Annotated in this window: 29 protein-coding genes; 11 read left to right on the top strand and 18 right to left on the bottom strand. The window is 47.2% G+C overall.

The window, feature by feature from the left end; genetic code table 11:
• Window positions 1-24: 24 nt before the first annotated feature.
• Window positions 25-1,392 carry a DUF3391 domain-containing protein gene (locus Q1A08_RS17740; RefSeq protein WP_299775380.1) on the bottom strand — a complete coding sequence of 456 codons (1,368 nt, stop codon included), beginning with the start codon at window positions 1,390-1,392 and terminating at the stop codon, window positions 25-27.
• A gap of 114 nt (window positions 1,393-1,506) precedes the next feature.
• Window positions 1,507-2,580 carry a uroporphyrinogen decarboxylase gene (hemE, locus tag Q1A08_RS17735; protein WP_299775378.1) on the bottom strand — a complete coding sequence of 358 codons (1,074 nt, stop codon included), beginning with the start codon at window positions 2,578-2,580 and terminating at the stop codon, window positions 1,507-1,509.
• Between the two features lie 185 nt (window positions 2,581-2,765).
• Between hemE and Q1A08_RS17730 the strand changes: the two genes are divergently transcribed.
• The 5 genes from Q1A08_RS17730 to Q1A08_RS17710 all read left to right on the top strand — a co-directional run bounded on the left by Q1A08_RS17730 (window position 2,766) and on the right by Q1A08_RS17710 (window position 6,510).
• On the top strand, window positions 2,766-3,335 hold the full coding sequence (locus Q1A08_RS17730) for an RNA polymerase sigma factor (RefSeq protein WP_299775376.1): 570 nt from the start codon (window positions 2,766-2,768) through the stop codon (window positions 3,333-3,335).
• Window positions 3,322-3,819, top strand: a complete 498-nt coding sequence (locus tag Q1A08_RS17725) for a tetratricopeptide repeat protein (protein WP_299775374.1) — start codon at window positions 3,322-3,324, stop codon at window positions 3,817-3,819. Before Q1A08_RS17730 ends, Q1A08_RS17725 begins: the two co-directional genes overlap by 14 nt.
• Window positions 3,820-3,829: 10 nt before the next feature.
• The gene (locus tag Q1A08_RS17720; RefSeq protein WP_299775372.1) at window positions 3,830-4,777 is read left to right on the top strand and encodes a DUF4097 family beta strand repeat-containing protein; all 948 of its coding nucleotides are present in this window, start codon (window positions 3,830-3,832) and stop codon (window positions 4,775-4,777) included.
• 106 nt (window positions 4,778-4,883) lie between these two features.
• Window positions 4,884-6,041, top strand: a complete 1,158-nt coding sequence (locus Q1A08_RS17715; RefSeq protein WP_299775370.1) for an aspartyl/asparaginyl beta-hydroxylase domain-containing protein — start codon at window positions 4,884-4,886, stop codon at window positions 6,039-6,041.
• A gap of 22 nt (window positions 6,042-6,063) precedes the next feature.
• A complete protein-coding gene (locus Q1A08_RS17710) occupies window positions 6,064-6,510 on the top strand; it encodes a thioesterase family protein (protein ID WP_299775368.1) in 447 nt (148 codons plus the stop codon).
• Between the two features lie 108 nt (window positions 6,511-6,618).
• Here Q1A08_RS17710 and Q1A08_RS17705 read toward each other — a convergent pair whose 3' ends face one another.
• Window positions 6,619-7,053, bottom strand: a complete 435-nt coding sequence (locus tag Q1A08_RS17705; protein WP_299775367.1) for a hotdog fold thioesterase — start codon at window positions 7,051-7,053, stop codon at window positions 6,619-6,621.
• Between the two features lie 53 nt (window positions 7,054-7,106).
• Window positions 7,107-7,754, bottom strand: coding sequence for an MBL fold metallo-hydrolase (locus tag Q1A08_RS17700; RefSeq protein ID WP_299775511.1), 648 nt, complete (start codon window positions 7,752-7,754; stop codon window positions 7,107-7,109).
• Window positions 7,755-7,961: 207 nt separating this feature from the next.
• On the opposite strand from Q1A08_RS17700, the gene Q1A08_RS17695 reads away from it, so the two are divergent.
• The gene (locus tag Q1A08_RS17695; RefSeq protein ID WP_299775365.1) at window positions 7,962-8,882 is read left to right on the top strand and encodes an alpha/beta fold hydrolase; all 921 of its coding nucleotides are present in this window, start codon (window positions 7,962-7,964) and stop codon (window positions 8,880-8,882) included.
• Between the two features lie 34 nt (window positions 8,883-8,916).
• On the opposite strand, the gene Q1A08_RS17690 is transcribed toward Q1A08_RS17695, so the two are convergent.
• A complete protein-coding gene (locus Q1A08_RS17690; RefSeq protein WP_299775363.1) occupies window positions 8,917-9,597 on the bottom strand; it encodes a phospholipase D-like domain-containing protein in 681 nt (226 codons plus the stop codon).
• Window positions 9,598-9,703: 106 nt separating this feature from the next.
• Window positions 9,704-10,072, bottom strand: a complete 369-nt coding sequence (locus tag Q1A08_RS17685; RefSeq protein ID WP_299775361.1) for a hypothetical protein — start codon at window positions 10,070-10,072, stop codon at window positions 9,704-9,706.
• 304 nt (window positions 10,073-10,376) lie between these two features.
• On the opposite strand from Q1A08_RS17685, the gene Q1A08_RS17680 reads away from it, so the two are divergent.
• Window positions 10,377-11,150 carry an SDR family NAD(P)-dependent oxidoreductase gene (locus tag Q1A08_RS17680; protein ID WP_299775359.1) on the top strand — a complete coding sequence of 258 codons (774 nt, stop codon included), beginning with the start codon at window positions 10,377-10,379 and terminating at the stop codon, window positions 11,148-11,150.
• 115 nt (window positions 11,151-11,265) lie between these two features.
• Here Q1A08_RS17680 and Q1A08_RS17675 read toward each other — a convergent pair whose 3' ends face one another.
• From Q1A08_RS17675 to Q1A08_RS17655, 5 genes are all read right to left on the bottom strand, one after another.
• Window positions 11,266-11,898: a nucleotidyltransferase family protein gene (locus Q1A08_RS17675; RefSeq protein WP_299775357.1), complete on the bottom strand. Its 633-nt coding sequence runs from the start codon at window positions 11,896-11,898 to the stop codon at window positions 11,266-11,268.
• The gene (locus Q1A08_RS17670) at window positions 11,891-12,823 is read right to left on the bottom strand and encodes an XdhC/CoxI family protein (protein WP_299775355.1); all 933 of its coding nucleotides are present in this window, start codon (window positions 12,821-12,823) and stop codon (window positions 11,891-11,893) included. Before Q1A08_RS17670 ends, Q1A08_RS17675 begins: the two co-directional genes overlap by 8 nt.
• 18 nt (window positions 12,824-12,841) lie before the next feature.
• Window positions 12,842-15,088, bottom strand: a complete 2,247-nt coding sequence (locus Q1A08_RS17665) for a molybdopterin cofactor-binding domain-containing protein (protein WP_299775353.1) — start codon at window positions 15,086-15,088, stop codon at window positions 12,842-12,844.
• Complete coding sequence (locus tag Q1A08_RS17660; protein WP_299775351.1) at window positions 15,085-15,591, bottom strand: (2Fe-2S)-binding protein; 507 nt, start codon at window positions 15,589-15,591, stop codon at window positions 15,085-15,087. Before Q1A08_RS17660 ends, Q1A08_RS17665 begins: the two co-directional genes overlap by 4 nt.
• 136 nt (window positions 15,592-15,727) lie before the next feature.
• Entirely contained in the window at window positions 15,728-16,636 is a 909-nt protein-coding gene (locus tag Q1A08_RS17655; RefSeq protein ID WP_299775350.1) for a LysR family transcriptional regulator, read from the bottom strand.
• Between the two features lie 158 nt (window positions 16,637-16,794).
• On the opposite strand from Q1A08_RS17655, the gene Q1A08_RS17650 reads away from it, so the two are divergent.
• The 3 genes from Q1A08_RS17650 to Q1A08_RS17640 all read left to right on the top strand — a co-directional run bounded on the left by Q1A08_RS17650 (window position 16,795) and on the right by Q1A08_RS17640 (window position 19,790).
• Entirely contained in the window at window positions 16,795-17,493 is a 699-nt protein-coding gene (locus Q1A08_RS17650; protein ID WP_299775348.1) for a CoA transferase subunit A, read from the top strand.
• A gap of 11 nt (window positions 17,494-17,504) precedes the next feature.
• Window positions 17,505-18,161 carry a CoA transferase subunit B gene (locus Q1A08_RS17645; protein ID WP_299775346.1) on the top strand — a complete coding sequence of 219 codons (657 nt, stop codon included), beginning with the start codon at window positions 17,505-17,507 and terminating at the stop codon, window positions 18,159-18,161.
• A 543-nt stretch (window positions 18,162-18,704) separates the two neighbouring features.
• Window positions 18,705-19,790: a hypothetical protein gene (locus tag Q1A08_RS17640; RefSeq protein WP_299775344.1), complete on the top strand. Its 1,086-nt coding sequence runs from the start codon at window positions 18,705-18,707 to the stop codon at window positions 19,788-19,790.
• 99 nt (window positions 19,791-19,889) lie between these two features.
• Here Q1A08_RS17640 and Q1A08_RS17635 read toward each other — a convergent pair whose 3' ends face one another.
• The 7 genes from Q1A08_RS17635 to Q1A08_RS17605 all read right to left on the bottom strand — a co-directional run bounded on the left by Q1A08_RS17635 (window position 19,890) and on the right by Q1A08_RS17605 (window position 25,207).
• Complete coding sequence (locus tag Q1A08_RS17635) at window positions 19,890-20,768, bottom strand: hypothetical protein (RefSeq protein ID WP_299775342.1); 879 nt, start codon at window positions 20,766-20,768, stop codon at window positions 19,890-19,892.
• Between the two features lie 72 nt (window positions 20,769-20,840).
• Complete coding sequence (locus tag Q1A08_RS17630) at window positions 20,841-21,821, bottom strand: hypothetical protein (protein WP_299775340.1); 981 nt, start codon at window positions 21,819-21,821, stop codon at window positions 20,841-20,843.
• A gap of 76 nt (window positions 21,822-21,897) precedes the next feature.
• Window positions 21,898-22,815, bottom strand: a complete 918-nt coding sequence (locus Q1A08_RS17625) for a hypothetical protein (protein ID WP_299775338.1) — start codon at window positions 22,813-22,815, stop codon at window positions 21,898-21,900.
• Window positions 22,816-22,901: 86 nt separating this feature from the next.
• Entirely contained in the window at window positions 22,902-23,477 is a 576-nt protein-coding gene (smrA, locus tag Q1A08_RS17620) for a DNA endonuclease SmrA (RefSeq protein ID WP_299775336.1), read from the bottom strand.
• Window positions 23,478-23,490: 13 nt separating this feature from the next.
• Window positions 23,491-23,940, bottom strand: a complete 450-nt coding sequence (locus Q1A08_RS17615) for a thioesterase family protein (protein WP_299775334.1) — start codon at window positions 23,938-23,940, stop codon at window positions 23,491-23,493.
• Between the two features lie 9 nt (window positions 23,941-23,949).
• Window positions 23,950-24,840: a radical SAM protein gene (locus Q1A08_RS17610; protein WP_299775332.1), complete on the bottom strand. Its 891-nt coding sequence runs from the start codon at window positions 24,838-24,840 to the stop codon at window positions 23,950-23,952.
• 1 nt (window position 24,841) lies between these two features.
• Window positions 24,842-25,207: a DUF2750 domain-containing protein gene (locus Q1A08_RS17605; protein WP_299775330.1), complete on the bottom strand. Its 366-nt coding sequence runs from the start codon at window positions 25,205-25,207 to the stop codon at window positions 24,842-24,844.
• A 255-nt stretch (window positions 25,208-25,462) separates the two neighbouring features.
• Here Q1A08_RS17605 and Q1A08_RS17600 point away from each other — a divergent pair, with 255 nt between their 5' ends.
• Window positions 25,463-26,866 carry a YjgN family protein gene (locus tag Q1A08_RS17600; RefSeq protein ID WP_299775329.1) on the top strand — a complete coding sequence of 468 codons (1,404 nt, stop codon included), beginning with the start codon at window positions 25,463-25,465 and terminating at the stop codon, window positions 26,864-26,866.
• Window positions 26,867-26,871: the final 5 nt, after the last annotated feature.

Raw genomic sequence — 26,871 nt, 5'->3', positions numbered from 1 at the left:
AAAGCTGTTGGGGCACAGCTTTTTCTATCCCATAAGAGAATGTTTTATGCGCCCCAAAATGCCCTTTCGCTGGGTACTGAACAAGTAGTCATCTCTCACCTTCGCGATATCCACTGGATAGCTAGAGGGCTCTAGATCGTGAGAGATTTCAATTCGATCGACATCCTGCAATCGCTTTTTGCCTTTATCGATCTGCTTTTGCAGACGAATATCTTTTTTAGCCAAATCAACCACGACTTGCTTTTTAAGGGGCTGTTTATCCTTATCAAGCACAAGCATAACTTTGGGCTTTAGGCGACGCTCAAAGTTTTGCTCTACCACCACAGCAACTTCGCCACTGCTCAGCTCCACTAAAGTGCCAGTAGGGTACAAGCCGATGGCTCGAATAAACTCTACCGTTAAATCTTCTTGGAAGGCGACATTACGCAACTCGTACAGGCGCGCTACCGCACGGGAAGGCGACAGAGCCTTGCTGTTATTGCGCGGATTACTGATTTCATCGTAAAAGCTAACCAGGCCGGCAATACGGCCCAGCACAGGGATTTTGTCGCCTTTTAAATGCTGCGGGAAACCGCTTCCATTAATGCGCTCACAGTGGCTATGCACAACAGCAACAGCACGAGGCTCAACCTGTCTGCTTTTACGAAGAATTTCGACACCATAAAGCACAAACTTTTCGTACTCTAGCTCTTCTTCATCGCTTCGATTATCTTTGCGCAACAAGGCAGCGTCTAATTTGACCTTGCCCACGTCTTTAAGCAAGACACCAAAGGTGAGGACATCCAAATCTTTTTTTGACAAGCCAATATAGCGACCAAACAAGATGGCCCAAATTGCACTACGAACGGAGTGGCTATAGCTGTGCTCATCAGCATCGCGAACTCGGTTTAACCAGCTTAAAGCGTCTGGATTTCGCAACACACTGTCGACCATTTCGCCCGCTACTTTGCGAGTATTCGACAGCACCTGGGTATCAAGACTGGCCAAGCCCTCATCAATCTCAGAAATCGCCTTAGCAACACGCTGATTCAAGGCTCGCGCCGCTTCAACTTCATTCTTCAGGGGGGTGTAATGGCTATAGACATTGTGGCGCACCTTCAAAGGTGACACCTTCACATCCAGCGGCTGATTGCTGGGGCTTCTTTCGGGGGCTTCTGTCTTTTTACGGGGAATAGGTGCGAGCGAATGGGGCCGGTTGGCGGGCCCCTTGCCTTTTTGCACGTCAATATAGACATGCTTACAGTAGCGCTTAAGCTGGTTGATCTCTTCTAGGTCGCGAAGGTAAAAGCCTTGTAGCGGGAAAGGGGTTTGCGTCCACGGGCGATCTAGACCGGATACAAACATACCCAGCACCAAATCGTTAACGCCTACCTTTACCTGCTTTAAGCCCAATGTCCTCTCCTTGAAGCCGCTTGGGATCAAATAACCAACGTGTCTCTCTATAAGCCCAGCTTATAGCTGGGCTAAAAACAATTACCTTGGTGGTATTTTAGTCTAATCAACCAATTAGTGATAGTCTGCAGACAGCTCGTGAACGGCCGAAATAAAGGCTCCAGCGTGATCTGGGTCCACTTCTGGGGTAATTCCATGCCCCAAATTAAAGATGTGCCCCTCAGCCTTTCCAAAAGCCTTAAGGATGGTGCCTACCTCCTGTCGGATTCGATCAGGCGAGGCGTAAAGGATGCTTGGGTCCATATTGCCTTGCAAAGCCACCTTACTACCCACACGCGCACGGGCATCGGCGATATTGGTCGTCCAATCCAGCCCCAAGGCCTGGGCACCACTATTCGCCATTGGCTCAAGCCATTGACCGCCACCCTTAGTGAACAAAATCACCGGTACCTGGCGACCATCATGCTCTTTAATCAAACCATCGATAATGCGCTTCATGGGCAGCAATGAGTAGGTCAGATAAGCATCATGGGCCAGAGCACCACCCCATGAATCAAAGATCTGTACCGCTTGAGCACCTGCTTTAATCTGCGAATTCAGGTAGTCGATAATCGAGTCTACTAGCTTATCTAGCAGAATCTGAAACAGCTCAGGCTGGTCATACATCATCGCCTTGGTACGGCGGTAGTCCTTACTGGAACCACCTTCAATCATATAGGTCGCTAAGGTCCAAGGACTGCCAGTAAAGCCAATTAAGGGCACCATGCCATTAAGCTCACGGCGAATCATAGAGACTGCATCGGTCACATAGCTAAGATCCTGAGCCGTGTTCACCACTGGCAGATTCTCAATATCGGCAGCGCTACGCAGCGGCTTTTTAAATTTAGGCCCCTCACCCGCTTCAAAGTATAGGCCTAGGCCCATCGCATCTGGCACGGTTAAGATGTCTGAAAATAGAATTGAGGCATCTAGCTGGTAGCGACGAAGAGGCTGCAGGGTAACCTCACAAGCGAGCTCAGTGTTCTTACATAGCGACAAGAAATCACCGGCTTGGGCCCTAGTAGCCCGATATTCCGGCAGATAGCGCCCAGCCTGGCGCATCATCCATACTGGGGTAAGATCTACAGGTTGACGTAATAGAGCGCGCAAAAAGCGATCATTCTTTAACTCGGGAAACGCTTGGGACATGGGTGAATCCACTACCTTTAAACTGTGCAAAATTGGGCCGCACTATACCATAAGCTGAACGGGGGTTTTGGCGCATTTATTGAGCTCAACCAAGATTTTGTTAAAAACTGCAATCCAAACAAACGTTTTTGGACCGACTCACGTCATAATTTACAAACCAACGATCATATTCACGAGGAGAGCATATGTCGGCTGTTGTACAAGCCTACGCTGGCGAAGACCCAGATAGCTCCTTGGTGGATCTGGCCGCCGATGGCGATAGTCAGGCATTTAAGCAATTGTACGAAAGGCACTATAGACGGGTTTACGCCCTGTGCCTGCGCATGACCGCCAACTCGGAATCTGCCGAAGAGTGTACCCAAGAGGCTTTTATCAAAGCCTGGCGCAAGCTCGACAGCTTTAACAAGCAAAGTCGATTTAGCACTTGGTTACACACTTTGGCGAGCCGGACCACTTTAGATTATCTGCGTAAGCATAAATCTTGGCTAAAACTGGTCTTTAGCCAAGAAGACGAAGCCGTGCCAGAGCCCCAAAGCGCCAGCTTGGAACAAGACAATATCGAGCTTTCTAGCCTAGACAAATTGCTTTGCAGGCTACCAGAGCGAGCGAGAATTATTTTTACCTTGCACGGGGTGGAAGGGTATCGCCATGTTGAAATTGCCGAGATGCTCGGGATTTCATCTGGTGCTAGCCGCGCCCAATACCATCGCGCACGCAATTTATTGCAGGAGTGGTTGAACCATGAAGCACAGTAAAAGTTTAGATGAGCTTTTGGCCGACGAGCGCCAATGCCCCGAAGAGATAAGCCCCAAGCGCGATCTCTGGCCAGGCATCGAAAAAGCCATTAACCAAGAGCAGCAGAAAACCCCGAATGGTTTATCCATTAACAGTAAGATTGCATTCAGCAGCGCTGCCTCAGTATTGGCCGCAGTATTGTTAATAAAAGGCCCGGATCTGCTTCCGAGCCAAGAACCGACAATAGACAGCGGCATTACCGCACTGGTTGATACGTACGAACAAGAAAAGCAGCAGATGCTAGTGAGGTACCAAGGCCAAGAAGCATTGGTTAGCAACTGGCAGCAGCAACTCAATGACTTGGAAGAGGCCGCCAAAAGCCTAAAAAACGCTCTGGAAGATGACCCTGACAATGCGGTTTTAATTCATATGTTAGGCAATGTATACCAGCAGCAATTAGACCTTATTAATAAGGTCCACACACCAAAGTGGCAGCAAATTTAAGGTGAACGAAATGAACAAAACAATGTTAACTCTCGGCCTGGCACTACTTTCCAGCGTAAGTTTTGCTGGCCAAACCATAGAACAAACCTTAGATGCGGCAGCGAACGGTCGTGTACTTATCGATAACATGCGCGGCGACGTTAGAATTATCGGCTGGGACAAAGAGCAAGTTAAAGTCAGTGGCGAGCTTGATGATGAAGCCGATGGCTATGAGTTCAAACGCCATGGCAACCGAGTCATCTTTGAAGTGGATATGCCACGAGGCAATTATCGCGATCGCTCTAAGGGCTCTGATCTAACCTTTCACATTCCCAAAAACAGTAAACTGTTTAGCGAAGGCGTGCTGGTTAATTTCGAGGTCAGCGGCATTCATGGTGGCAGCAGCATTGAAACTGTAAACGGCGATATCACCGCCAGCTCATTAAGCTCGGAAGTTCAGCTAGAAACCATTAATGGTCATATTCGCACCGAAAACCTACAGGGACAGATTGAAATTCAGAGTATCAATGGCGGCATCGAAGATCGAAATTCTAGAGGGCAGCTAGAATTCCAAACTGTTAACGGCCCGATCAATAGCACCACCGAGGCCGAATACATCGAGCTGCAATCGGTAAACTCGGATATTGAATTAGCCGCGATGGCCGAACAATTGCAGGAGCTAAGCATTCAAGTGGCCAACGCATCGGCGGACATTAATGTAAATCGCCTAGCTGATAATGGCGATATTCGAATCGATTCTGTGAGCGGACATATCACACTCAGCTTAGACCCTAAGGTCTCAGCCGACTTCAGCCTACAGAACCATGCCGGAGGCCGCATTAAGAACAAACTTTCCGACCATGAAGCCAAGCGCCCCAAGTATGGCCCTGGCAGCTCCTTGGAGATGAGCCTAAACGGTGGTTCCGCTGACGTAATGATTACCAGTGTTAGCGCCCGCATTGAGTTAAAACCGCACTAAGCACACAGACAAGCAAACACTCGGCGGCATAAGCCTGAAAAAGCTTGTGCCGCTTTGCCCAAGGCTCTACTCTTAAGCGTTTATTGATTACCACAGAATAGAAGCCATGCAAGCCATTCAAGAACAACTAAACCAAGCTTCCCTAGCACTGCGTAATGGGCAAGCCGCCCAGGCCAAACAACTTTTCCAAGCGGTATTAAAAACACCGCAAGCCCAATCCAATGCCGGTATCTGGCTGGGTCTAGCCTTTGCTTGCGGCAACGCACAAGATCCTCAGGGTGCATTAGAGGCCGTTAATACGGCCCTGCAAATCCAACCACAAAACCCTCAAGCCCTATTGTTTAAGGCCGATCATTTATGGCATCAGGGCGACAAAGACGCGGCTGCAGAATTTTACCAAGGCTTTCTTTTTCAAGCTCAGCAAAGCGACAAGCTAGCACCGGATTTACAGGCCCAGGTAGCCAGAGCTCAAGCAAACCACGACAGCGTTGCCGCTGAGCAGTTAAATTATTTACAAGCACAAATGGATGAGCTCGGGCTCGATGCCGAAAAAACCGGAGTACGCTTTCAAGAAGCTCTGGACATAAGCATGGGCAAAAAACAATTTTACCCACAGCAACCGTCGAAATTCTTTTTTCCCCAGCTTCCCCACATACAGTTTTTTGACACCGATCAGTTTGACTGGGTTACAGAGCTAGAAGCACAAACACCCATTATCATACAAGAACTCAAAGCTGCTTTAGAAAAAGGGGTGAGCTTCGAACCCTATCTACAAAGCAGTGAAGATGTCCCAACGTTGAGTGGCAGCACAAACTGGGACAATGATGACTGGGGTGCTTTTTACCTTTGGAAAAGCGGCGAACGTCAAAGCAGCGCCGAGAATCATTTCCCCAATACCGTCGCTGCACTAGAAAAAATTCCTTTTGCCAAGATTCCAGGCAGCTCTCCCAATGTACTTTTCTCTCGTCTGCGCCCTAACACCAAGATTGAGCCTCACCACGGTTTTCTAAATACTCGCCTTATCTGCCATTTACCGCTGATCATTCCAGAAAATTGCGGCGCACTACGTTGTGGCAACGAAGCTCGATCATGGCAAGAAGGTAAAATAATGATATTTGATGATTCCATAGAGCATGAAGCTTGGAACAATTCCGATTCAGAGAGAGTAGTACTCATTTTTGAAATTTGGCGCCCTGAGCTGACAGAAGCAGAGCGATCAGCCATCTCAAAGCTTCTACTCAGTATTAAAGATTATTCAGCATAGATAAAACGATAAAGATCGAACTATGAAACCATCAGCCGATAGCCGCAGTGACTATTATTGGTTCACTCAAATGAGCACTAAATTTCAAGATAACGATATTTATGGCCACCTCAACAACAATGTCCATAGCCAGTTTATCGACAATGCTGTCAATCTTTTTCTGCATCAAGAAGGCGGCTTAGATATGGCCAACGGCCCAATAATTGGGCTTATTGTCAACTCAGGCTGTGATTACTTTAAGGAGCTGGGCTGGCCGGAACATCAAAATATTGATATCGGCGTGCGTGTCAATAAGATTGGCCGAAGCTCAGTGCAATATGCCGCGGCCTTGTTTGCTGAGGGCGACACAGAAGCCGCCGCACAAGGACACTTCACCCATGTGTGGATCGATCGTGAGAGTCGCGACGCGGTAGAAATTCCGACAGCACTTCGCCAAGCCATGGAGTCGGTTTTACGTAAAAATGATTAGCGCCTTATTATAAGGCGCTTTTAAGTCATCAACTCTAAGCTCCATTTTCTACGCGAAGCTAGTTCTGTGAGGGACTACTTTTTATGGGGAGCTACTTTTTATGAGGGACTACTTTTTGTGGGGAACAACTGCCATAGTCAAACGCGAGATACAACTTAGGCGACCCTGATCATCCACAATGTGAATTTCCCATACCTGAGAGCTTCTTCCCTTATGGGCAAGCTTTGCAGTACCTGTCACCAAGCCCTCTCGTACGCCGCGCACATGGTTGGCATTAACTTCCTGACCAACACTAAACTCGCGACTGGGATCTATCACTAGATTGGCGCCAATACTGCCCAAGGTTTCAGCCAACACAACATTGGCGCCACCATGAATCAAACCAAAAGGCTGAAAAGTACGATGGTCAGCGGGCATAGTGCCGCGAATATAATCATCACCAATTTCAGTAATTTCTATACCCATCGCCTCAACGGCGGTGCCTTTATGCCCTTTAGAAAACTCTGCAATATCAGGCTCTGTAAACCAAATTCTTTCTGTCATATCTTTCTCTACTTCTTTGCTACTGCTGTATTAACTTTTTTTGGCCTGTGTAGTTAGCCAAAGTTTTTATCGGAAACAAAAGGGTTCGTTTTGCGCTCTTGCCCAAAGGTGGACATAGGGCCGTGACCCGGAATAAAACTGACATCGTCACCCAAGGTCCATAGTTGTTCACGAATTGATTTCACTAGGGTATCAAAATCGCCACGAGGAAAGTCTGTGCGACCAATAGACCCCTGAAACAATACATCGCCAACAACGGCTAACTTTGAAGCACGATGAAAGAAGATAACGTGCCCAGGAGTATGGCCTGGACAGTGGCGAACCTCGAGCGTTTCTTCGCCAAATTGAATTTCATCGCCTTGCTGTAACCAACGATTGGGGACAAAAGTATTTGCCTCAGGAAAGCCCATCATTTGCGCCTGATTAGGAAGAGATTGAATCCAAAAATCATCTTCTAAATGCGGCCCTTCGATTGGAAGCGACAAATCTTCGGCCAAAGCTGCCACACCACCCACATGATCCAAGTGCGCATGAGTGTTGATAATCTTAACCAGCTTTACACCCAGTTGCTGCACAGCCTGTTTGATACGATCAAGATCGCCACCCGGATCAACAATGACAGCCTCCATGGTTTTTTCACACCACAGTAAACTGCAGTTTTGCTGGTAAGGGGTAACGGGGATAACTTGAAATTTCACAATTCTTCTCTTATCAGGCGCTGAGCAACTCTTAAAAATGGTGCCCTAACTGTTGTAACATTGTTGGTATTGGCTGTGACACTCTAGGGCTAACTCCTAGGACTAACTCTATGCTGTCATTATGCCTAAACTGGGCATCGCCCACAGGGGCTTATTTTTACAATACATTGACCTGCATAAACAAACAATAATAGAGACAAAGGAATTTATATGAAAAAGCTCGCTGTCGGCTTGGCCATTTTCGCCACAATAGCCGCTGTTTTGATCGGCTTGGTACTGCCCGCTTATATGCTAGAGGCCAAAAACCAAGTACCAAAGCAAAATCCTAGCGACATCGGCTTAGCGTATGAAGACTTATATTTCGAGCCGAAGGACGAAAACATCAAACTGCACGCCTGGTGGATGCCCGCGACCGAAGCGAAAGCTATTTTACTGATGGTACACGGGGCCAATGGCAGCAAGGAAGGTCGCTTTCCCAACTCGCTGGCTATGTATAAAGCATTACTTGCCGAAGGCTATTCCCTACTAGCAATTGATATGCGCAACCATGGCACCTCAGGAAGAAGTGAGCTAGGCGAGCTAGGGATGGGCATTGCCGAGCGCCCCGACCTTATCGCTGCGCTCGACCAGATTGAACAACGCAACCCTGAACAATTACCGATTTTTAGCTTTGGATTATCGATGGGTGGCGCTGCTGTAATCCACCTAGCTGATATCGATAAACGCAGCCGCGGCTTAATTTTGTTTGATCCGATGCTTCACACCGAAGATGCGCTAGAACTAGGCGCTCAAGCCAGCACAGGTATTCCCGGCTGGTTGGCCGATATGGTTGTGTGGAGTACCTTGCAGCAGCGCGATTTTCACGCAAATGCTTTAGAAATTGCCCTTAAGCAAAATCTACCCACTTTACTACTGCAAGATGTTGGCGACCCAGTAACCCGCCTAGAACATGCCCAAACCCTACACCAGGCTAGACCAGCAATTAATTATGCTAACTTTGCCGACCCAGCTAGCGATCACTGGATTTATGAAGACCATGGCGCCTGGGGCACCCATGTTGCCGCCTTTTATTTTGAGCCTGAGCGTTTTATTAAGACTATTGTTGATTTTGTTGATCAGCATTCCAACTAAATGCTCTCCAGCAGGCTGTGCTAAAGGCAGGCTATTATTTATAAGCCTGCCACAGCTCTTCAAAGAGCGCAGAAAACTGTCGTAACAAATCGCGTTCGTAAGTCAGTACAATGTTCTCTTGGTTCTTGGTGGTCGCACTACGGGTCCAGTTAAAGCTGCCATTGATTAGCAGGCGACGGTCGAACAAAGCGAATTTATGGTGCATATGGTAAGGACTGTCGTCTAGCCTCAGCTCGACACCTGCAGCCTCTAAGCGATCTATATCGCTGCCCATATCGTGGGATTTATCATTATCACTGATTATTCGGACATCGATACCTTTGCGGTGCACCGCTAAGATAGCTTCGCTAATTTTGTCATCTGAAATCGTGAACACACAGATATCGATCTGCTCGCGGGCATTGTTAATCTGCTGAATAATGGCTTGGCGACAGGTATTACCAGGGCTAAAGTAAGCTTGGTCTGCCTTGTAGAAGCCACTATCTTGCTTACAAACTTTGACCACTTTCTGCAGCCATTCAAGAATAGCGGCTGGATTACCATCGTCTTTCGACATGGCATCTTTGGCCACATCAAAAGCTCGATTGCGCACAAAATTTCTCTCAGGCCCACTCAAGGCCTGTACAAAATCTCGCAGCTCTCGCCTTTCCTGATTATCCAGTCGATTATCTGATAAAGAATCTAATAACAGCTTTTCTAATTGAGGCTTATCCATAACGACGCCATACAATAGTTTTCGGAATCGTTCAGGATAGTGAGGGCTGGGGGCGAATTCAACCGCAAAGTCTGGCGGGCCGCCCCGATACTATTCCCCAGTACTATTAGATCGCCTGGGCGACCTCTGGCTGGCTAAGGCACTCTAACAAGCTATTGTTTGCTGAATTGACTCGAACAGCTTTTAAGTTTTTAGGGAAATCTACCCATGTGAAGCTGGCCGTTTGCGGGTGCATCAAGCGATAGCTGTTAAGGTTTTTCTTTTGATTGTGAGCAGAGCACTCACATTGATGTGGGTCCATGCAGAAGTCGAAGTCATAAATGCCCTCGTCTGCATTGGGCTGCAGCTTCGCAAGGCGCAAAATGGCGCTATCAGGCTGCTGACAGCAGTGCCCAAGGGCGACAACTACAAGATGCGGCAGTATCCCTTGATACTCTTCAATTTCAACCCTTTTAACGCGCTGTGAACTAATCATGGTATGCATCATCCTTTTATGCATGGTTCATTATTGTTGTTATCGGCCGTTGCTGCCGCTGACTTGAATCTATCCCCAATGATGGCTGGCAATGCTACGCCCATCTGCGCCATATAAACGTGAATGAATCGGCAGTTTGCATGATACAAAAGTAAAGCTGAGCCTAGTTTTGCAATCATTGCACCAGTAGACATTTTGGGCGCGCACCAGCACACAATCTATGTGCGACATCCTGTCAATATTCACCCTTTGCGCTATTACATTTGAATCTTACAATGGGACAAAACATTTTGAGGAGTTAACCATGCAAGCACTATTTGATTTACAAGGTAAGGTCGCTATCGTCACCGGCGGCTCTCGTGGTATTGGCGCTATGATTGCCCAAGGCTTTGTGGCCGCTGGCGCTCGGACCTATATCACGGCTCGTAAGCAAGCTGAACTGGAAGCCACTGCTGCTGAGTTAAGCAAGCAAGGCGAGTGTATTGCCATTAGCTCTGACCTGAGCACAATGGAAGGCATTGAAAACTTTGTCGCTGAGATTCAGGCCCGTGAATCACAAGTAGACATTTTGGTTAACAACGCTGGTGCGACTTGGGGGCAGCCTATCGATGAGTTTACTGAGCAAGGCTGGGATCGGGTGATGGATTTGAACACCAAGTCTATTTTCTTTTTAAGTCAGAAGTTGCTACCTCTTTTGAGAAAGGGCGCGAGTGCTGAAGATCGCAGCCGCATTATTAATATCGCTTCCATTAACGGTTTAACCAACCCTAACATGGAAAACTATTCCTACTCGGCCAGTAAGGCGGCGGTGATTCATTTAACCACTCATATGGCGGCACGTTTGATTAAAGATAATGTGTTGGTTAATGGTATTGCGCCTGGGTTTTTCCCAAGCAAGATGACGGCCTTTATTTTGGATCACGATGAGCAAGCGGCGGCAGCTTCGGTTCCGGCGGGGCGCGTGGGCACTCCGGAAGATGCTGCGGGCACCGCGATTTATTTAAGCTCGCGAGCTTCGGCTTTTGTGAATGGGCATACGATTGTGCTTGATGGTGGCCAGGTTGCTAATGCTCATTGATAACTAGCACCTGAAGCAAAGGGTAATGTGCTAGGCCGCTTTCATTCCTGTCAGTTGTTAATCAAAAACGCGATTAATGAAAAGATATTACGGCTTCGAAGTGGGGTCAGAACCTTTAGGGTTCTGACCCCGCTGGGCTGCCACTTGTTAGATCTTCTCTTGTATCAACATCTTTGTAGAAGCCAGTATCTGGGCAATCTATTTTTCTCATATCATTTGGATTTGCGCTTAGTATCGGCCTTGCCCCTTGATCGCCGTGCAGGTTATTAAATTCAGTTAAAAAATTGCGATGGAATATCGCGGGATTACCTAGCCTGCCTAGCTCTTGACTGAACGGTGCGAAGATTGAATTTTCTTGCCAATCTATTGCGCTCAAGAAAATTTCCAAAGCTCGGGCCCTAAGATATGGCATATCGGCTAATGCGAACAAGGTAAATGGATGCTCTTTACTTTGAGCATATCCCGCAGCAGCACGAACGGAAACCGATAGGCCTTCGCTCACATCTTCTAATAAAATCGTCGGTAAGGAGTATTGCTCTAGCTTTGTTATAAGCGCTTGATCATCCGCCCTTAAAAAAACTGTAGGAGATAAACCCAGCTCTAGGTATGGTTGCAAACTGTGCTCAATTAGTTTGCGGCCATCTGGCATTGGAGCGAGTAGTTTAGAGCTACCGAAGCGGCGGGAAAAACCGGCGGCTAAAAAGCAAACTTGCAAGCGCTCATTTAAATTGGATATGGAACTATGCATTTTTTACGGCGATGAGGTCGGCCAGAATTGATACCGCAATTTCTGCTGGGGTTTTGCTGTGTATATCTAAGCCAATTGGGGCTTTTAGCTTTTTCAGCTCGCGATCGCTAAAACCAAAGTGCTCCTGCAGACGTTCGCGACGTTTGGCGCTGGTTCTTACTGAGCCCATGGCACCGATATAGGCTGCCTTTGAGCGCAGTGCATACATCACGGCGAGATCATCGATCTTAGGGTCATGGCTTACTGTGGCAATAAAGCTATGGCTGTCCACCCCCAGTTCAGCCAACACATCATCGGGATATTGGCGATAAATAGGCGCCCAAGATTCTTGCCACTGCTCGGCATATTCAGGGCGTGGATCAATGACTACGCAGCGAATATTAAGCAGCTCGGCTAACTGAACTAGATATTGCGAAATGGGCCCAGCGCCAACGATATACAACTGCCAACGCGGCCCTAAAACATTGAGCCAACGCTCACCGTCCCACTGATGCTCTTGCCAGATATCACAATCTTGTATTTCACATTGTCCGCTATCGAGCTGGCTAAGCAAGGCTACTGTTTGGCGCTGCTTTAAAGCCTGCAGAGCATCGCCTAATAAGCTTTCCGTCACTGGCTGCACGTATAAGCGCATGCAACCACCGCAGGGCAATTGCAAGCGTGCGCGCTCTTCTTCGCTTTCGCCATACAGGCGAACTTCGGCCGATTGCGGCCAGTTTTCTTTTAGGCTTTCCAACAGCTCTTCTTCAATGCAACCACCAGAAACTGAACCCCAAAACTCACCACTTTGCGCAACAGCTAACAAAGACCCTACCGGCCTAGGCGAGCTACCAAAGGTCTCCATAACGGAAATCAAACACAACGACTTTCCCGCCTGAGTAGCAAGTAAGGCGCTGTGTAAAATATCTTCGTGTTCTGCTTGCACAATAAGCCTCTGTAAAAATTAAGCCAAACGCAAAGGCAGTTCGCGCAGACGCTGTCCCGTCGCTGCAAATACAGCATTGGCTACGGCAGGGGCAATTGGCGGCACGCCTGGTTCACCTGCGCCGGTAGGCGCTTGCGTGCTTGGCATAATATGCAAATCAATTTCCGGAGCTTCAGGCATTCGCACAACTGGATAATCGTGGAAATTACCCTGTTCAACAGCACCATCTTTCAAAGTAATAGAGCCACTGAGTGCCGCCGACAAACCAAAAATAATACCCCCTTCTAACTGCGCAGCGACACCATCGGGATTAATCACACGCCCGCAATCAGCCGCACAATACACTTTATGCACTTTAATTTGACCGGCTTCTACAGAAACTTCCGCAACCTGCGCTACATAAGAGTTAAAGCTGAAAACCCCAGCAATTCCGAGGAAGCGCCCTTTGACTGCTAATTTTTCACGGTCTTGCCAATTGGACATTTCCGCAGCTTTTTTCAAAACCGCAGCCAGTCTTGGCATATCATCACAGTGACTCAGGCGATAGGCCAGTGGATCTTCTTCTGCCACAATCGCCAATTCATCGAAGAAACCTTCTTTGAAAAAGCCACTAAAAGAATGTCCCACTGAACGCCAGAAACCTAAGCGTAAGCCAGGATCAACCGTAACCTGCCGCACGGTTTTGTTGGCAATACTGTATTCTTCCCATAGCCCCTCAATACTGCTGTGATCAACCGTCCAGTTTTCAAAAACGCCATGGCCACGCTTACTGATCCAATCGACAAAACCACCGGGTAAAAATTCCGGTAAAAACATGCCAGCCATTTCATCAATGGTATAACCGGTAATATTCGGGCCTACTCGGGTGACATCCCAAGCATCAATTTTACCCGCATCATTAATCGCCGCGCTCATGCGTGCCGAGGCCGCAGGGCGATAGAAGTCGTTACGCATATCATCTTCACGACTCCAAACCAGCTGAATGGGTAATCCAGAAGCATGGGCAATAGCAACAGCTTCAGCCACATAATCCTGATTTACACGGCGACCGAAACCGCCACCTAAAAAGGTGCTGTGCACTCGAATATTATCGCGCGGCACATCACAATATTCCGAAGCGACCGACTGGCTAGCATCAGGGCCTTGAGTCGGCACCCAAATATCAGCCACATCATCTTGTAACCAAACGGTACAGTTCATGGGTTCCATGGTCGCGTGGGCCAAATATGGCACATGATAATCGGCGCTGTGTTTTTTATTGGCGCTGGCGATGGCCGCCTTGCTATCACCTTGTTCAAAGGCGGTTTGACCTTCTTCGCTTAGAGCCGCTTCAAAGGTTTTACGTATATCAGCCGAGCTATGCTTTGCCAGCTCAGGCAGATCCCACTCTACCTGCAATTCAGCCAAGGCTTTTTTGGCCTGCCAGTAGTGCTCGGCAACGACGGCCACGCCATTAAAAATGGGGACGACTTGCTGTACACCTTCTAGATTTTTAACAGCATCGGCATTCACACTTTTTACCGTGCCACCAATTACCGGACAACGTAATAAGGCAGCGCGTTTTAAATTAGGAATATTTTGATCAGAGGCATTAATGACTGTGTCGCCACTAGGGCTGCCCACATCAATACCAAAGCGGGCCTTGCCAGTAACCTTGGCTAGCGCATCAATACGTTTTTGTTTTTTGCCGATAAAACGTAAATTGCCATTGGCTTTTAACACAACATTTTCAGGTGGCTGTAATTGGCTAGCTCGCGTAACAAAATCACCTAGACCGTAAGACTTCTCGGCGAACCATAATTTACCATCACGAATACTTAAGCTACCCGGATCCATATTGAGCTGCTCGGAGGCGGCCTGCAGTATCATTTCACGAGCAGTCGCGGCGGTTTTTCGAAGCGGCTCAAAGTGCGCCATAATGCTGGTACTGCCGCCCGTCATTTGCATACCAAACAATGGATTCTTGTACTCTTCCCCAACACCCGCATGCAATACTGTGATCATCTCTGGTGGAGTATCCAGCTCTTCAGCGATCAGCATAGTAAGGCCGGTATTGGTACCCTGCCCCATTTCAGCGCGGGGCATTAAAAAAACTATTTCTCCGCTCGGGGTAATTTGCAACACGCCATCACTCATCAAGGCATCACCTTGGCTGTACAACAAAGGCATATCACTGGCCAAAGTCGGCATACTTAACATTAAGCCGCCAGCACCCAATAATTTTAGAAATGAACGACGTGGTAAAGAACTGACAGAACGACTCATGACTCACCTCCAGCCACTTGAGGCTCAGACACTGTCGCCGGATCAAAATGCTGCACGGCCGCCACACTTTTAATGGCTTTTTTAATTCGTGGATAAGTGCCACAGCGACAAATATTTCCACTCATGGCAGCATCAATAGCGGCATCATCGGGCTTGGGGTTATTGGCCAATAAGGCCGAGGCCGACATAATCTGCCCTGGCTGACAGTAGCCACATTGCGGCACATTATGCTCTAGCCAAGCCTCTTGAACAGGGTGCAAATTCTCGTCTGAGCCCAAACCCTCAATCGTTGTAACAGCCTTCCCTGCTACAGCGGCAATAGGCGTGATACAAGTACGACTGGCGACACCGTCCACATGCATGGTGCAGGCGCCACACAAGCCCATACCACAGCCAAACTTACTTCCAGTGAGCTGAAAATGTTCTCGAATAATCCATAACAAAGGGGTATCGGCTGGCAAATCCACGGACACGGGCTCGCCATTGAGCTGAAATTCGATCATGAGCTAATCCTGCCTAAAGGCTTATTGTGTTCCAGGCTCGGTGGCCCAGAGTTTTTATAGACTTGCAGTCTAATTGAAGCCCCGTCAATCAGCGTCTTGTTTAACCCTTCTTTACCGAATTGGACATTTGTACAATTTAATCGACAAAATCAAAACTAGACATGAGCAATTCAGTCATAGCGCCAGCGGGAGCTGATAGCCCATGCCGCCGCCTACTTAGAATAACTACCGCCCTTTTAAACACCGGCCCCACGAGCGGCTTACACCGCAAACCCATCTGCTCCATTTGCGCCTGACAAAAACCCGGTACCAGGCACAAGCCTAAACCTTCGGCGGCCATTCGGCCTGCAGTGGTTAGCTGGTTCGCTTCATAGATACGCTCAGGCACGGCGTTTTGCTCTTGCATAATAGTATCGATACTGCGCCTAAAGCCCGAGCGGGCGTTTAGGCTAATAAAAGGGTAGCGCGATAGATCTTGCCAGTTGAGTTGCTTTTTCTTAGCCAAGACATGGCTAGGGGGAAGTGCTACCACAGCCCTATCACTGAAGAGCTGTTGCTGCTCAATGTCTTCGGGTATTTCTTGCTCAAAAGCAATACCGAGCTCTACTCGGCCGGAATGCACGGCAGAAAGCACATCCTCCATAACTATGTCCTCTAGGCTTAGATCGATCTCAGGGTACTGCTCGTGAAAGCGCGCCATTAACGCAGGAAATACGCTAGCCGCTAGCGATGGCATACAGGCCATCGCCAAGCGACCACGGCGCAACGCGAAGCGGTTATGCATTTCGTCAAAGGCACTTTCCCAGTCTTGCAATATGCGCTGGGCGATTGGGTAAAAGGCCTCGCCCTCTGGGGTGAGCGATACACTGCGAGTGCTGCGATTTATTAAGGGCCCGCCCAACTGCTCTTCCAGATTGCGGATAGTGATACTTAAGGCTGGCTGAGAAAGGTGCAGCTCACCACAGGCTTCGGCAAAGCTTCGATGTTTTGCTACCGCTACAAAGGCTCGCAGCTGCTTATGGGTAAATGATGGGCGCTGGCTCATAAAGTCGCCATTCTCCGTCTATTGAATACATTCAATATATTTAAAATATTTATCAATTATGAATTTTTTTATATTTGCTAAATATAGCGAATTCCACCAAGCTAGGCCACCTAAGCGCTAATGAGCGTGACTCTGACATAACAAAAAAGAGGTGGATGATGTCCGGTTTCAATAAGGTTGTCGGCAGCTACGAAGAAGCCATGGCCGGCCTAGAAGATGGCATGACGGTAATTGCCGGTGGCTTTGGCCTATGCGGCATTCCAGAAGGCTGTATTGCTCAAATCAAGAAGATGGGCACCAAAGAGCTAACCATTGTTTCCAATAACTGTGGTGTAGATGGCTTTGGCCTAGGTATTTTGCTGGAAGACAAGCAAATTAAGAAGATGGTCTCCTCTTATGTTGGCGAGAACAAGCTATTCGAAGATCAGCTTTTAGGTGGCGAACTGGAAGTTGAGCTAACACCTCAAGGCACTCTGGCTGAAAAAATGCGCGCTGGCGGCGCGGGCATCCCTGCTTTCTATACCGCTACCGGTTACGGCACCCCAGTGGGTGATGGTAAAGAAGTTCGCGAATTCGATGGCCGCAAATACATTATGGAAGAAGCCATCACTGGTGACTTTGCCATTGTGAAAGGCTGGAAGGCAGATACCTACGGCAATGTAATCTACCGCCACACCGCCCAGAACTTTAACCCAATGGCAGCCACCGCTGGCAAGATTACCATTGTAGAGGTTGAAGAGATTGTTGAACCGGGCGAGCTAGATCCGACCCAGATCCACACCCCAGGTATTTATGTGGATCGCCTGATTCAAGGCACTTTCGAAAAACGTATCGAACAACGCACCGTACGCGCATAAGGAGATTGATCATGGCTTTATCACGTGAACAACTGGCAATGCGCGTAGCGCAAGAATTACAAGACGGCTTCTACGTAAACCTAGGTATCGGCATTCCAACTTTGGTGGCCAACTATGTACCTGAAGGTATGGAAGTCATGCTGCAATCTGAAAACGGCTTGCTGGGTATGGGCCCCTTCCCTACCGAAGAGGAAGTAGACGCCGATATGATTAATGCCGGCAAACAAACTGTCACCACCATTACCGGCGCCTCTATTTTTAGCTCGGCCGAATCATTCGCCATGATTCGCGGTGGTCACGTAGACCTTACCGTTCTGGGCGCCTTTGAAGTTGATGTGCAAGGCAATATCGCTTCTTGGATGATTCCAGGCAAGCTGATTAAAGGTATGGGCGGCGCCATGGATTTAGTAGCGGGCGCGGACAATATTATCGTAACCATGACCCACGCTGATAAGCACGGCAACTCTAAGCTGCTTAACGAATGTACCCTGCCACTTACTGGCGCTGGCTGCATTAAGAAAGTAGTTACCGATCTAGCCTACCTAGAAATCGAAGATGGCCAGTTTATTCTAAAAGAGCGTGCCCCTGGCGTGAGCGTAGAAGAGATTGTTAGCAAAACCGGTGGCAAGCTAGTAGTGCCAGATAACGTTCCTGAGATGAATGTATAAGGCGCATCTTAAGTAAGATTTCCACGTAAGTAAGGGGTCTGACCCCATACTTAAGAAAGCGCTGCAGCTCATTAAGCTCAGTTATTTTTTAAGAACGGGGTCTGACCCCGGTTTTAAAAAGAAAGAATTTAGCAGTAAGTCAGATTTCCGTACGTAGGGCTCCTAAGATTTATTCGAAGGGGCCCTTTTTTTATCTAGATAAGTGAAGGGGTCAGACCCCACACCTAAGAAAACATAGCGGGTTATTGAGCCCAGTTATTTTTTAAAAGCGGGGTCTGACCCCGTTCTTGCCACATAAAGCTCGAATTTCTCAACAGACAAGGGGTCAGACCCCACATCTAAGAAAACATAGCGGGTTATTGAGCTCGGTTATTTTTTAAAAACGGGGTCTGACCCCGGGTGTGCGCCCCGAAAAAAGCACTCAGCAATAAGCCACAAGGTATCAATATGTGATACTTTTTACAGAGCTATTGACCCTATAGTTCAAGTCTCTACTATGAGCACAACTATCCACGACCACTACCCGAGCTTTAGAGCCTTATCATGAAATCCAGTCGCCAACTTAGTAAAGTCGTTAATATATTCCTCCATATCATCGCCTTGGTATTCACCTACTTTCTACTACAAGGCGGCTCACTCATCATTAAAAACCTGCCAAGCCGGCATACCAACATTCAACTAGAAGACTATTTGGACAAGGCGCAACTCTCGCAATTTGAGCAGCAGCAGGGCGACATCAGCCTAAAACAGGAAACCTTGGGTTTTCAGCGCCAGAGCGTACAAACCGAGCTGAGCGGTTTAAAAGAAGTATTGGGCATACAACAACAAAACTATAAAGAAATGCTGGCCTCGCGCTATGTCACAGAAGACAGCCAAAGCAACCAACAAGTAGAAGCTATACGTAAAAAGATCGAGCAGGGGCGAGTGGCAATTAGTACGGCAACCCAAAGCGAAAACCAACTGGAAAAACAGTTGCTGTTATTACGCCAAGATAGCGAAAAGCTACGCAAAGAAATCCGAGAGCTAAAATCGGATGCCCGCCAATTGATGCTCGAAGATGAACGCAGCAATACCCTAAAGGCATTTTTAATCCGCCTTGCCTTTGTGTTGCCCCTACTAGCCCTTGCAGTGTTTCTATTCAAACGCTATCGCGAGTCCAGCTACTGGCCATTTGTTTACGGCTGGGGCTACTTTTCGCTGTACGCCTTCTTTATTGAATTAGTGCCTTACTTCCCTAACTACGGCGGTTATGTACGCTCCATCGTAGGTATCGTGGCTTGTTTCTTGGTGGGGCGTTTCTTAATTAACAAACTGCAGGATTATTTAGAAAAGAAACGCGAAATGGAGCAGCGTGACGAAGAGAGCCGTCGCAATAGTTTACAAAACAACGAGCGCAACCTAGAAAACTCTTTCGAGAAAATTCACAAAGGTATTTGCCCGTCATGTGATCGTAAATTCGCCAGCCCGGATAATAAGTACTGTGTGTATTGTGGCTTGTGTATTAAACGCGAATGCGGATCTTGTAAGACATTGCAAATCAGCTTTAATCAGTATTGTTTGCAGTGTGGCGAGAAACACCTAGATGAAGAGCATGAGCATGAATGTGAGGGGCATGCGCCCCCGAGTTAAACTAAAGGGCTGCACGCTCAATGCTAAACATAGGGGCAGAACCGAGTAGATAAATTCAATGAGCTCTGACCCTATTACTCTGCAGCGAAGAAATCACACTCAGTCGTCGAAAAAATCTTCGCGAGCTTCTTCGATTAAGGCCTCATCTAGTTTGTGAAGTTCGACCAAATTTTCATATGGGTGATATTCCCCATAGTGCAGCTTAACTTGCTTGAAGAAAACGGCGGACCAAAATGGGTTAGATTTAATTAAATAATTACCCTCAAACGTAGCCGCCAGATAAAACTGCATTCCAACATCACCCGCCTTAGCAAATTTAACTAGATACTCAAGCATGCGCTGCCGGCGCCCCATCCACAGCTGTACGTCTCGAGCCGTGTTGACTTCACGACTCCCGACTGCAAATTGTAAGTTTGGTGTATATAAATACTGGGCATATATATCACCATTTACAGCCTGCTTTTCTAGTCTCTCGAATAGAGATGGGCTTCTACTTTCTTTTTGTTTAGAAACCCAGCGATTTATTTGCTCACAATCAATTTTTTCAACAAAGCCGACTTCACAGCGAAAAATTACATTCCTAAGCTTATCGACAGCAAATGCATTGTTATCTTCTACACCTTTTAAAAGATGAGTGACTGCCTCTATGGCTATGTCTTCATCTTTATTAGCCCGGATAGCAAATGCATCCCTGAGCTCTTGCATTTGCTCCTTCAATTCAGGCCAAGTGATTGCCAATTGCTGCACTTCATCTTGAGAAGCTGAAACTGCCAACTCCAACATTCTTGGCTTCGAAGGAATTCTTGTGTCGGCAAAGTTATCACTGTCCGTGACTCGTTGAGTCGGGGCACTTTGAGGGGGGCCTTGGTTTAATTCACCTCCACCATGAGCCTTGCTGTTGCCACTACTTGCGGTGCCAACCTCATTTACATCCTGAATAGCGGATTCTGAATCGACACCAGCCTTCAGCCAAAGCAATAGTATTCCAACTATGAGACAAGCGCACAGCAAGGCAAGTTTTACTTTTCCTATTAAGATTCTCATAGAGACCTATTGGTTATCACCTTCAAACAAGTCATATCTTGCTTGCTCTATTTCACCTTCATCCAATCCGTTTTTCGAAATCAAGCGCTGAATATCAAAGCTACCACTATTGTCTAAAGTCGACAGCTGACTGTAGAACACTGCGGCCCAAAAAGGCTGCGCTTCAATATAATCACTACTGTCAAATAGCTTCGCTAGCTGTTTGGTCGCGAGCGCTGACCCGGCCCTTGCGAACTTTAAGCTATAGCCAATCATTCTTAGGCGGCGCTGCAACCACAACTCGGTATCCCTGGCGGTATTCATATCAAAGCTGTCAACGGCACTTAGTAAAGAGGCGTGATAGAGAGACTGCGCTTGTAGATCACCCTGCAAAGCCAATTGGTCTAGCTTATCGATTGCTCTTGGCGTCCGAATGGATAGCCTATTAATGTCTGTACCATAAGTTCCTGTACAGGCGGGCTTATCTTTAAACCCACTCCTAAAGCATTCACCTATAAATTGTGTAAATAAAGCCAACTCATACACATCATCACTTTTATGGGCCTTATTTTCAGCATAGGTAGGGTTTTCATCGGGGTCTCCTTCTTGGGGAGCATCACCCTCTTTCATTGTGATGATTTCACCAATTTCTTCTATTAGTTCAAATTGAAAATTCTCAAAGCGCTCGACATTTGCTATCACTTCCGCATTTGGCTTATATGCTTGAGCCAGCAGCTTTAGTTGATTATTAATTGAGTGCTCGCTGTCTTTAAGGGTAATAGAAGAGCGGGATGAAAAGTTATTGCTTGAAGCATTAAATAGTTTTACAACATCAACCGACTCGGAGGGCATTGAGTTTTGTTGAGGCGAGTTGGTTTTAGTTAAGCGGCCATTAGATACATGCGTAACGCCTTTATGAGCCGCAGACTGTGTGGCACCTACAAAATAATGATAAGTGGTGTACGAAACAATTATGATTATAACAACAAATGCTAATTTCCTAAGCATAAACCTTCCATATTAGCCTGCTTTAAAGTTGACCTCGCACACACTTCAACTATATGGCAATTCGTATCACTGGCATTTAAAGATGCCCGAATAGATATTCGTAAACCACCTCTACCTCTGCCGCATCTATACCGTGCCTTAGAACAAAATCATCCGTGATATTATCAAATTCAAACAACAGTTCAGGGCTTTGCTCATGCAAATAACGTCCAATGGCCGCAGCCCGCACCAAATCTACAGGTCCATTTATACCAAAAAGAGCATCAAACATTAAACTCATTCCAGCTCCAGGGCTGCCCTGAATTGTTTGCTCCATAAGGTGAGCCCTAACGCGATCACGCCTAGCAATCCACTTTTCTGGGAAAGCCCGGATATTTACATCTTCGGACTCAATGGCATCTTCGAGAACTGCGTAATACAAATAGCTGGCTAATTCGTCTCCTGAAAGCACTAACTTCTCATATTCATCAAATAAGCTAAAATTAGGGTCTTCGAGTTTCTTATCCAATCGCCAGCGATTGATCTTGGCGCAATTTCCCTCGATCATCTCCCTAAATTTGGTACGGCAATTGGCGTGAATATGTAGAAAATTAACAATAGCCGAACTATCCCCTTTCTCTAGCAGCTGAACATAGGAATCAAATTCCGCATCAGACCAAAGTTCCGAGCTAAACAAGGATAATTGATTATTCGCTTTTTCTTGTAGAGCTTTCCAGTGCTCCTGTGTGTATACGAAGGTACGGGATGCAGTGCTAACAGAATCTCTTTCTGCTTGCTTAGCGTCTGATTTTTTCCTTTCTACCTTCTCGGGCTCGTCAGGCGTTTCTACTTTCAGGGTATCGCGCAGGCTAGGATTGGGCTTTTGATTTGATTGCGGTGAGGCCAGATCATCTACAGTCGCATTTTCATGGCCACCAAAAAAGAACAAGCCTATCGCGGCAAGCAACAAGAATATTGCCAATGAGATAGCTTTATTTTTCTTTAAATTAAACACAAACAATCCTTGTTAACATTGCCAGAAGAATAAAGTTTCAGCCAGCGTGTGTAGAGGCAGAGCCGTAAACTCTGCTCCGCAAAAAACTAACGCTTAGAAAACCGCTCCATATTTTCCTGGCGCTTCTTATCACTCTTTTTCAGCATAACATAAGTTGCACCGGCCCCGCCGTGGTGCTTTTGTGCGGAATGAAATGCTAAGACGGCATCTATCTGGGGCAGCCAATGGGCCACCGCACTTTTAATTAAGCCAGAATCTTTACGGCCTTCACCTTTGCCGTGGGTTATCAGGGCGCAGCGGATATCATGCTCAATACAGTCTTTAATAAATTGATAGACCGAGCGGCGAGCCTGTTCTACCGTTTTGTGATGTAGATCTAAGCGAGCCTCAATTTGGTATTTACCTAAGCGTAGGTTCTTATACACCCCATGCTGCACACCTGGACGCTGGTAGCCAATAATCTCTAGCGGATCAACCGGTTCAATGCACTCATCGGACAGCGGATCACCTTGGTGGCTGGGCATTTCTTCTACTGCCGCTTTTTTACGATGCTCTAAACCCGGATTGCTGGCGCTCTCGGCCTTTAGATTTACGCGCTTAGGCTGCTTAATAGGCTGAACATCGGCCATGCTCTGGCGAAAAAAATCTTCGTCGTCACTCATTGCTTTGCCTGTATTAACTTACTTCGCTTACCAGTGCCGCACCATAGCCATCCTTGAACTCTGGCGGCATGCGACGCGGTCGACCGCTGCTCATTTCAATACAAACCACTTTCCATTGGCCACGTAACATAGTTGCGCCATCACTTAAGCGCACGATTTGAAAGCGACGTGTCATGCTGAGCTTGCCGTCACTTTCCGTTAGCCAGGTGGCTATTCGCAATTCATCACCTAATAAAGCGGCTTGCATATACTCGTATTCGGCTTTTTGAATCGCCATCGCTCTATCTAACTGACGATAAGCTTCAATATCTAAACCCAAATGGCAAGAATGTCCCCAGCCGGCCATTTCGCACCATTTCACATAGACAGTATTATTGGCGTGATTGAGGCCGTCAATATCGTCTTCAACAACTGTTATATCAACCGTGTGAGGGCTCGGGAAATCCCATTCAATGTCAGTCATGAAAAATCCTTATAAACCCCGCTGCCATTCCTGTCGCAATGGAATCATTCCAGGTTTATTGATAGCGGTGCGCACCGTATCTAATAGCTTGCCTTTATCCTTGCCTAGCACACCTTTTAACACTAGGTAATTGGATGCATGGTCGCTGCGGAAAATCGTTTTGTCTAATTCTAGATTATCCAACAACAGCTCCATCTCACGGAATAATTCCAGCTGCTCTAATTTGCGCCAAGGAATCTCAAAGGCCTCTTCAAAGTCCTCACTGCCCCTTGGAAACTCGACAACTAATGTTGATAGGTAATCGGGCTGGGCGGCGTTCATTAATTTTGCAGAGCTAATAGCGTGCTGCTCACTCAAGGTCGGGCCACCCAAACCATTAAGTATCATCACCGAGCTTTTCATGCCGGCCGCTTTAATTTTATGCAGCGCATCTAGGGAGCTATCAAAGCTCTCGCCTTTACGAACCCGAGCCAAAACCTCGTCATCACCAGATTCGCAGCCGACGTACATTAGGCTAAGACCCAACTCTCTGAGCTCTTGTAAGTCGTCGACAGATTTATTCTTTAAATTGCGAGGCAAGCAATAACTAGACACTCGGCTGATGTGGGGAAAGTACTGCTTAATTAACAGCAGGATTTCTTTGAGGCGGCGAACCGATAAGGTCATCGCATCACCATCGGCTAAAAAGATTCGCTGAACAGGGTAGCCAGCCTCGGCGATCTGACGTAACTCCGCCTCGATCACATCGGGCTTCTTAGGTTTAAAACGCTTTTGCTCCATGGTGTACATTTCGCAAAAGGTGCACTTATTGTATGAGCAGCCATTGGCTACTTGCAGAATAAGGGACTTCCACTCGCTAGGGGGCCGAAAAACCGGCTCGATATAGTTTAGAGGATACATATCAGCTGATTTCGTTTTCGAATTCTTCTAATAAGTCCAGCGGCTCTATCTCCATGCCTTCCATTTCACTATCCCAATTGATACCCACTAGATAAACGTCTTCATGCATACCAGGCAGCCATTTATCCATAAACTCTTCTACCGATACTGCGACGGGCTGATAAGCCGACCAATCCTCTACACAGTGGGCCTTGGCAAATTCGGGCTGGCTCCAAAATGGCATAACGTCCGTTTCACCATATTGCTCCGATGGGCATAAAGCCCAGCCTTCTGGGCCTTCCAAGCCCCAAACGCAGCCAGTTTCTAAGGCTTCTACGATAAATCGGTCGAAGTTTTCTTCGATATTGGATGACAATGCTTCCGTCATGGGGCTCTCTTCTAAATCAGGCGGTATAAGTTGTTTATTGTACTGGATTTTAGGTGCTGGGATGAGCTTTTATAAGGGCCTTTACATGGATATATCCATGGACATATTCATGGGTATAGTGCAAAACGCTGATTTTCACTGGCGGTATGGCTTGGTGCTGCGCTTTTAACGTACACTTGGGCACCAAATGCAGAAAACAGTACTCAGATGATACAGTTTTGCGCAAGGAATAGACTGTAAACATAAGGAATGCCCATGTCAGATTCCCAATCACCCTCCACGGACGAGCCAATTAGCACGCCGGCAGCGAGCTCTCCCGAGCCACAGTGGCAACTGATAAAATTTCACGGCAATGGCGGCGAGTATTTTCGCATTTGGATTGTCAATTTAGTATTAACCTTGTTGACCCTCGGCATCTACTCAGCTTGGGCTACAGTGCGTGAGCGCCGCTATTTTTATGGCCATACCGAAGTTGCCGGCGGACGATTGGACTTTCACGGCAAGCCGCTGCAGATTCTGCTAGGTCGAATTATTGCTATTGTGCTTTTAATCGGCTGGTCCCAAGGTGCATTACTCCATAACGCCATCCCCTTTATATCGGCCGCTATTGTTCTTGGCCTGTTGCCTATGTTTATGGTGCGCGCTTTAGGCTTTCGTTTACGCCACACCAGCTTGCGTAATATTCGCTTTGGGTTCAACGGAAAAATCAGTGATGCCTACAAAGCGCTTTGGCCTTATTTGGTTGCCCTATTAATTGCTGCAGCCGGAATTATCCACATCAGTAATGAAATCCTGGCCTGGAGCGAGGATATGGAACAGCGCGCCGAGCAGCGCTATGAAGAGCAGGCTGAACAAGAGCTACTTGAGGAGAGCGAGTCAGCCGTCACTGAGTACAACTATAATGAAGAAGATGGCAGCATAAGTCCTGAATTCTCTGCAGACGATATTCAAGATGACGCCCAAAGCGGTGAAGACATCGATCCATTTGAAGGCATGGAAGACTTTACCCGCTTAATGGGCTTCTATGGTCTTATCGTAATGGCCATGTGTTTTATCTTTCCACTGTTTATTTGCGATGTTCGCAACTTTAATACCCGCCATAGTCAGTATGGCCAGAGCACATTCAATGTCGACTTAAAGCGCGGCCGTTTTTCTGAGCATTTTTGGATAGCCTTCGGTATATCCATTGCCGCGGGTATGGCCGTTATGCTCATTGGCGGCATTATTGCCGGAATCGCAGCAGCAATTATTTTTGGTTTTGGCATCGAGTTCGAAGGCGGCGCCAGCATGGCGATACTGATCACCCTTGCCATTGTCTTTGTTTATGGATTGATGATCGCATCTTATATGGCGGCGTATGCCTATTGGCGCGGTCGTATTTTTAATGACACCTTTGACACTCTCACCTTGGCCGATATCAAGTTTCGCTCAAACCTCAGCATTTATGCCTATGCCAAGCTCTGGGTGATCAATACGGTATTGATGGTGATTACACTGGGCTTTGCTTACCCATGGATTAAAATTCGCATCTTAAAAATGCAAATTGAAGCCATTGAATACTGCGGTGATAGCGATCAATTTATTGCCCACAATCAGCAACACACCAATGCTGTAGGCGATGAAGTTGGCGAAGCCTTTGATTTTGACTTCGGGTTTTAATACAA

Origin of the sequence: uncultured Pseudoteredinibacter sp., assembly GCF_947500695.1 — a bacterium.
In the GTDB taxonomy this organism is placed as follows: Bacteria; Pseudomonadota; Gammaproteobacteria; order Pseudomonadales; family Cellvibrionaceae; genus Pseudoteredinibacter.
Note: the sequence above shows the minus strand (reverse complement) of the source record. Positions and strands in the feature narration are given on the sequence as shown.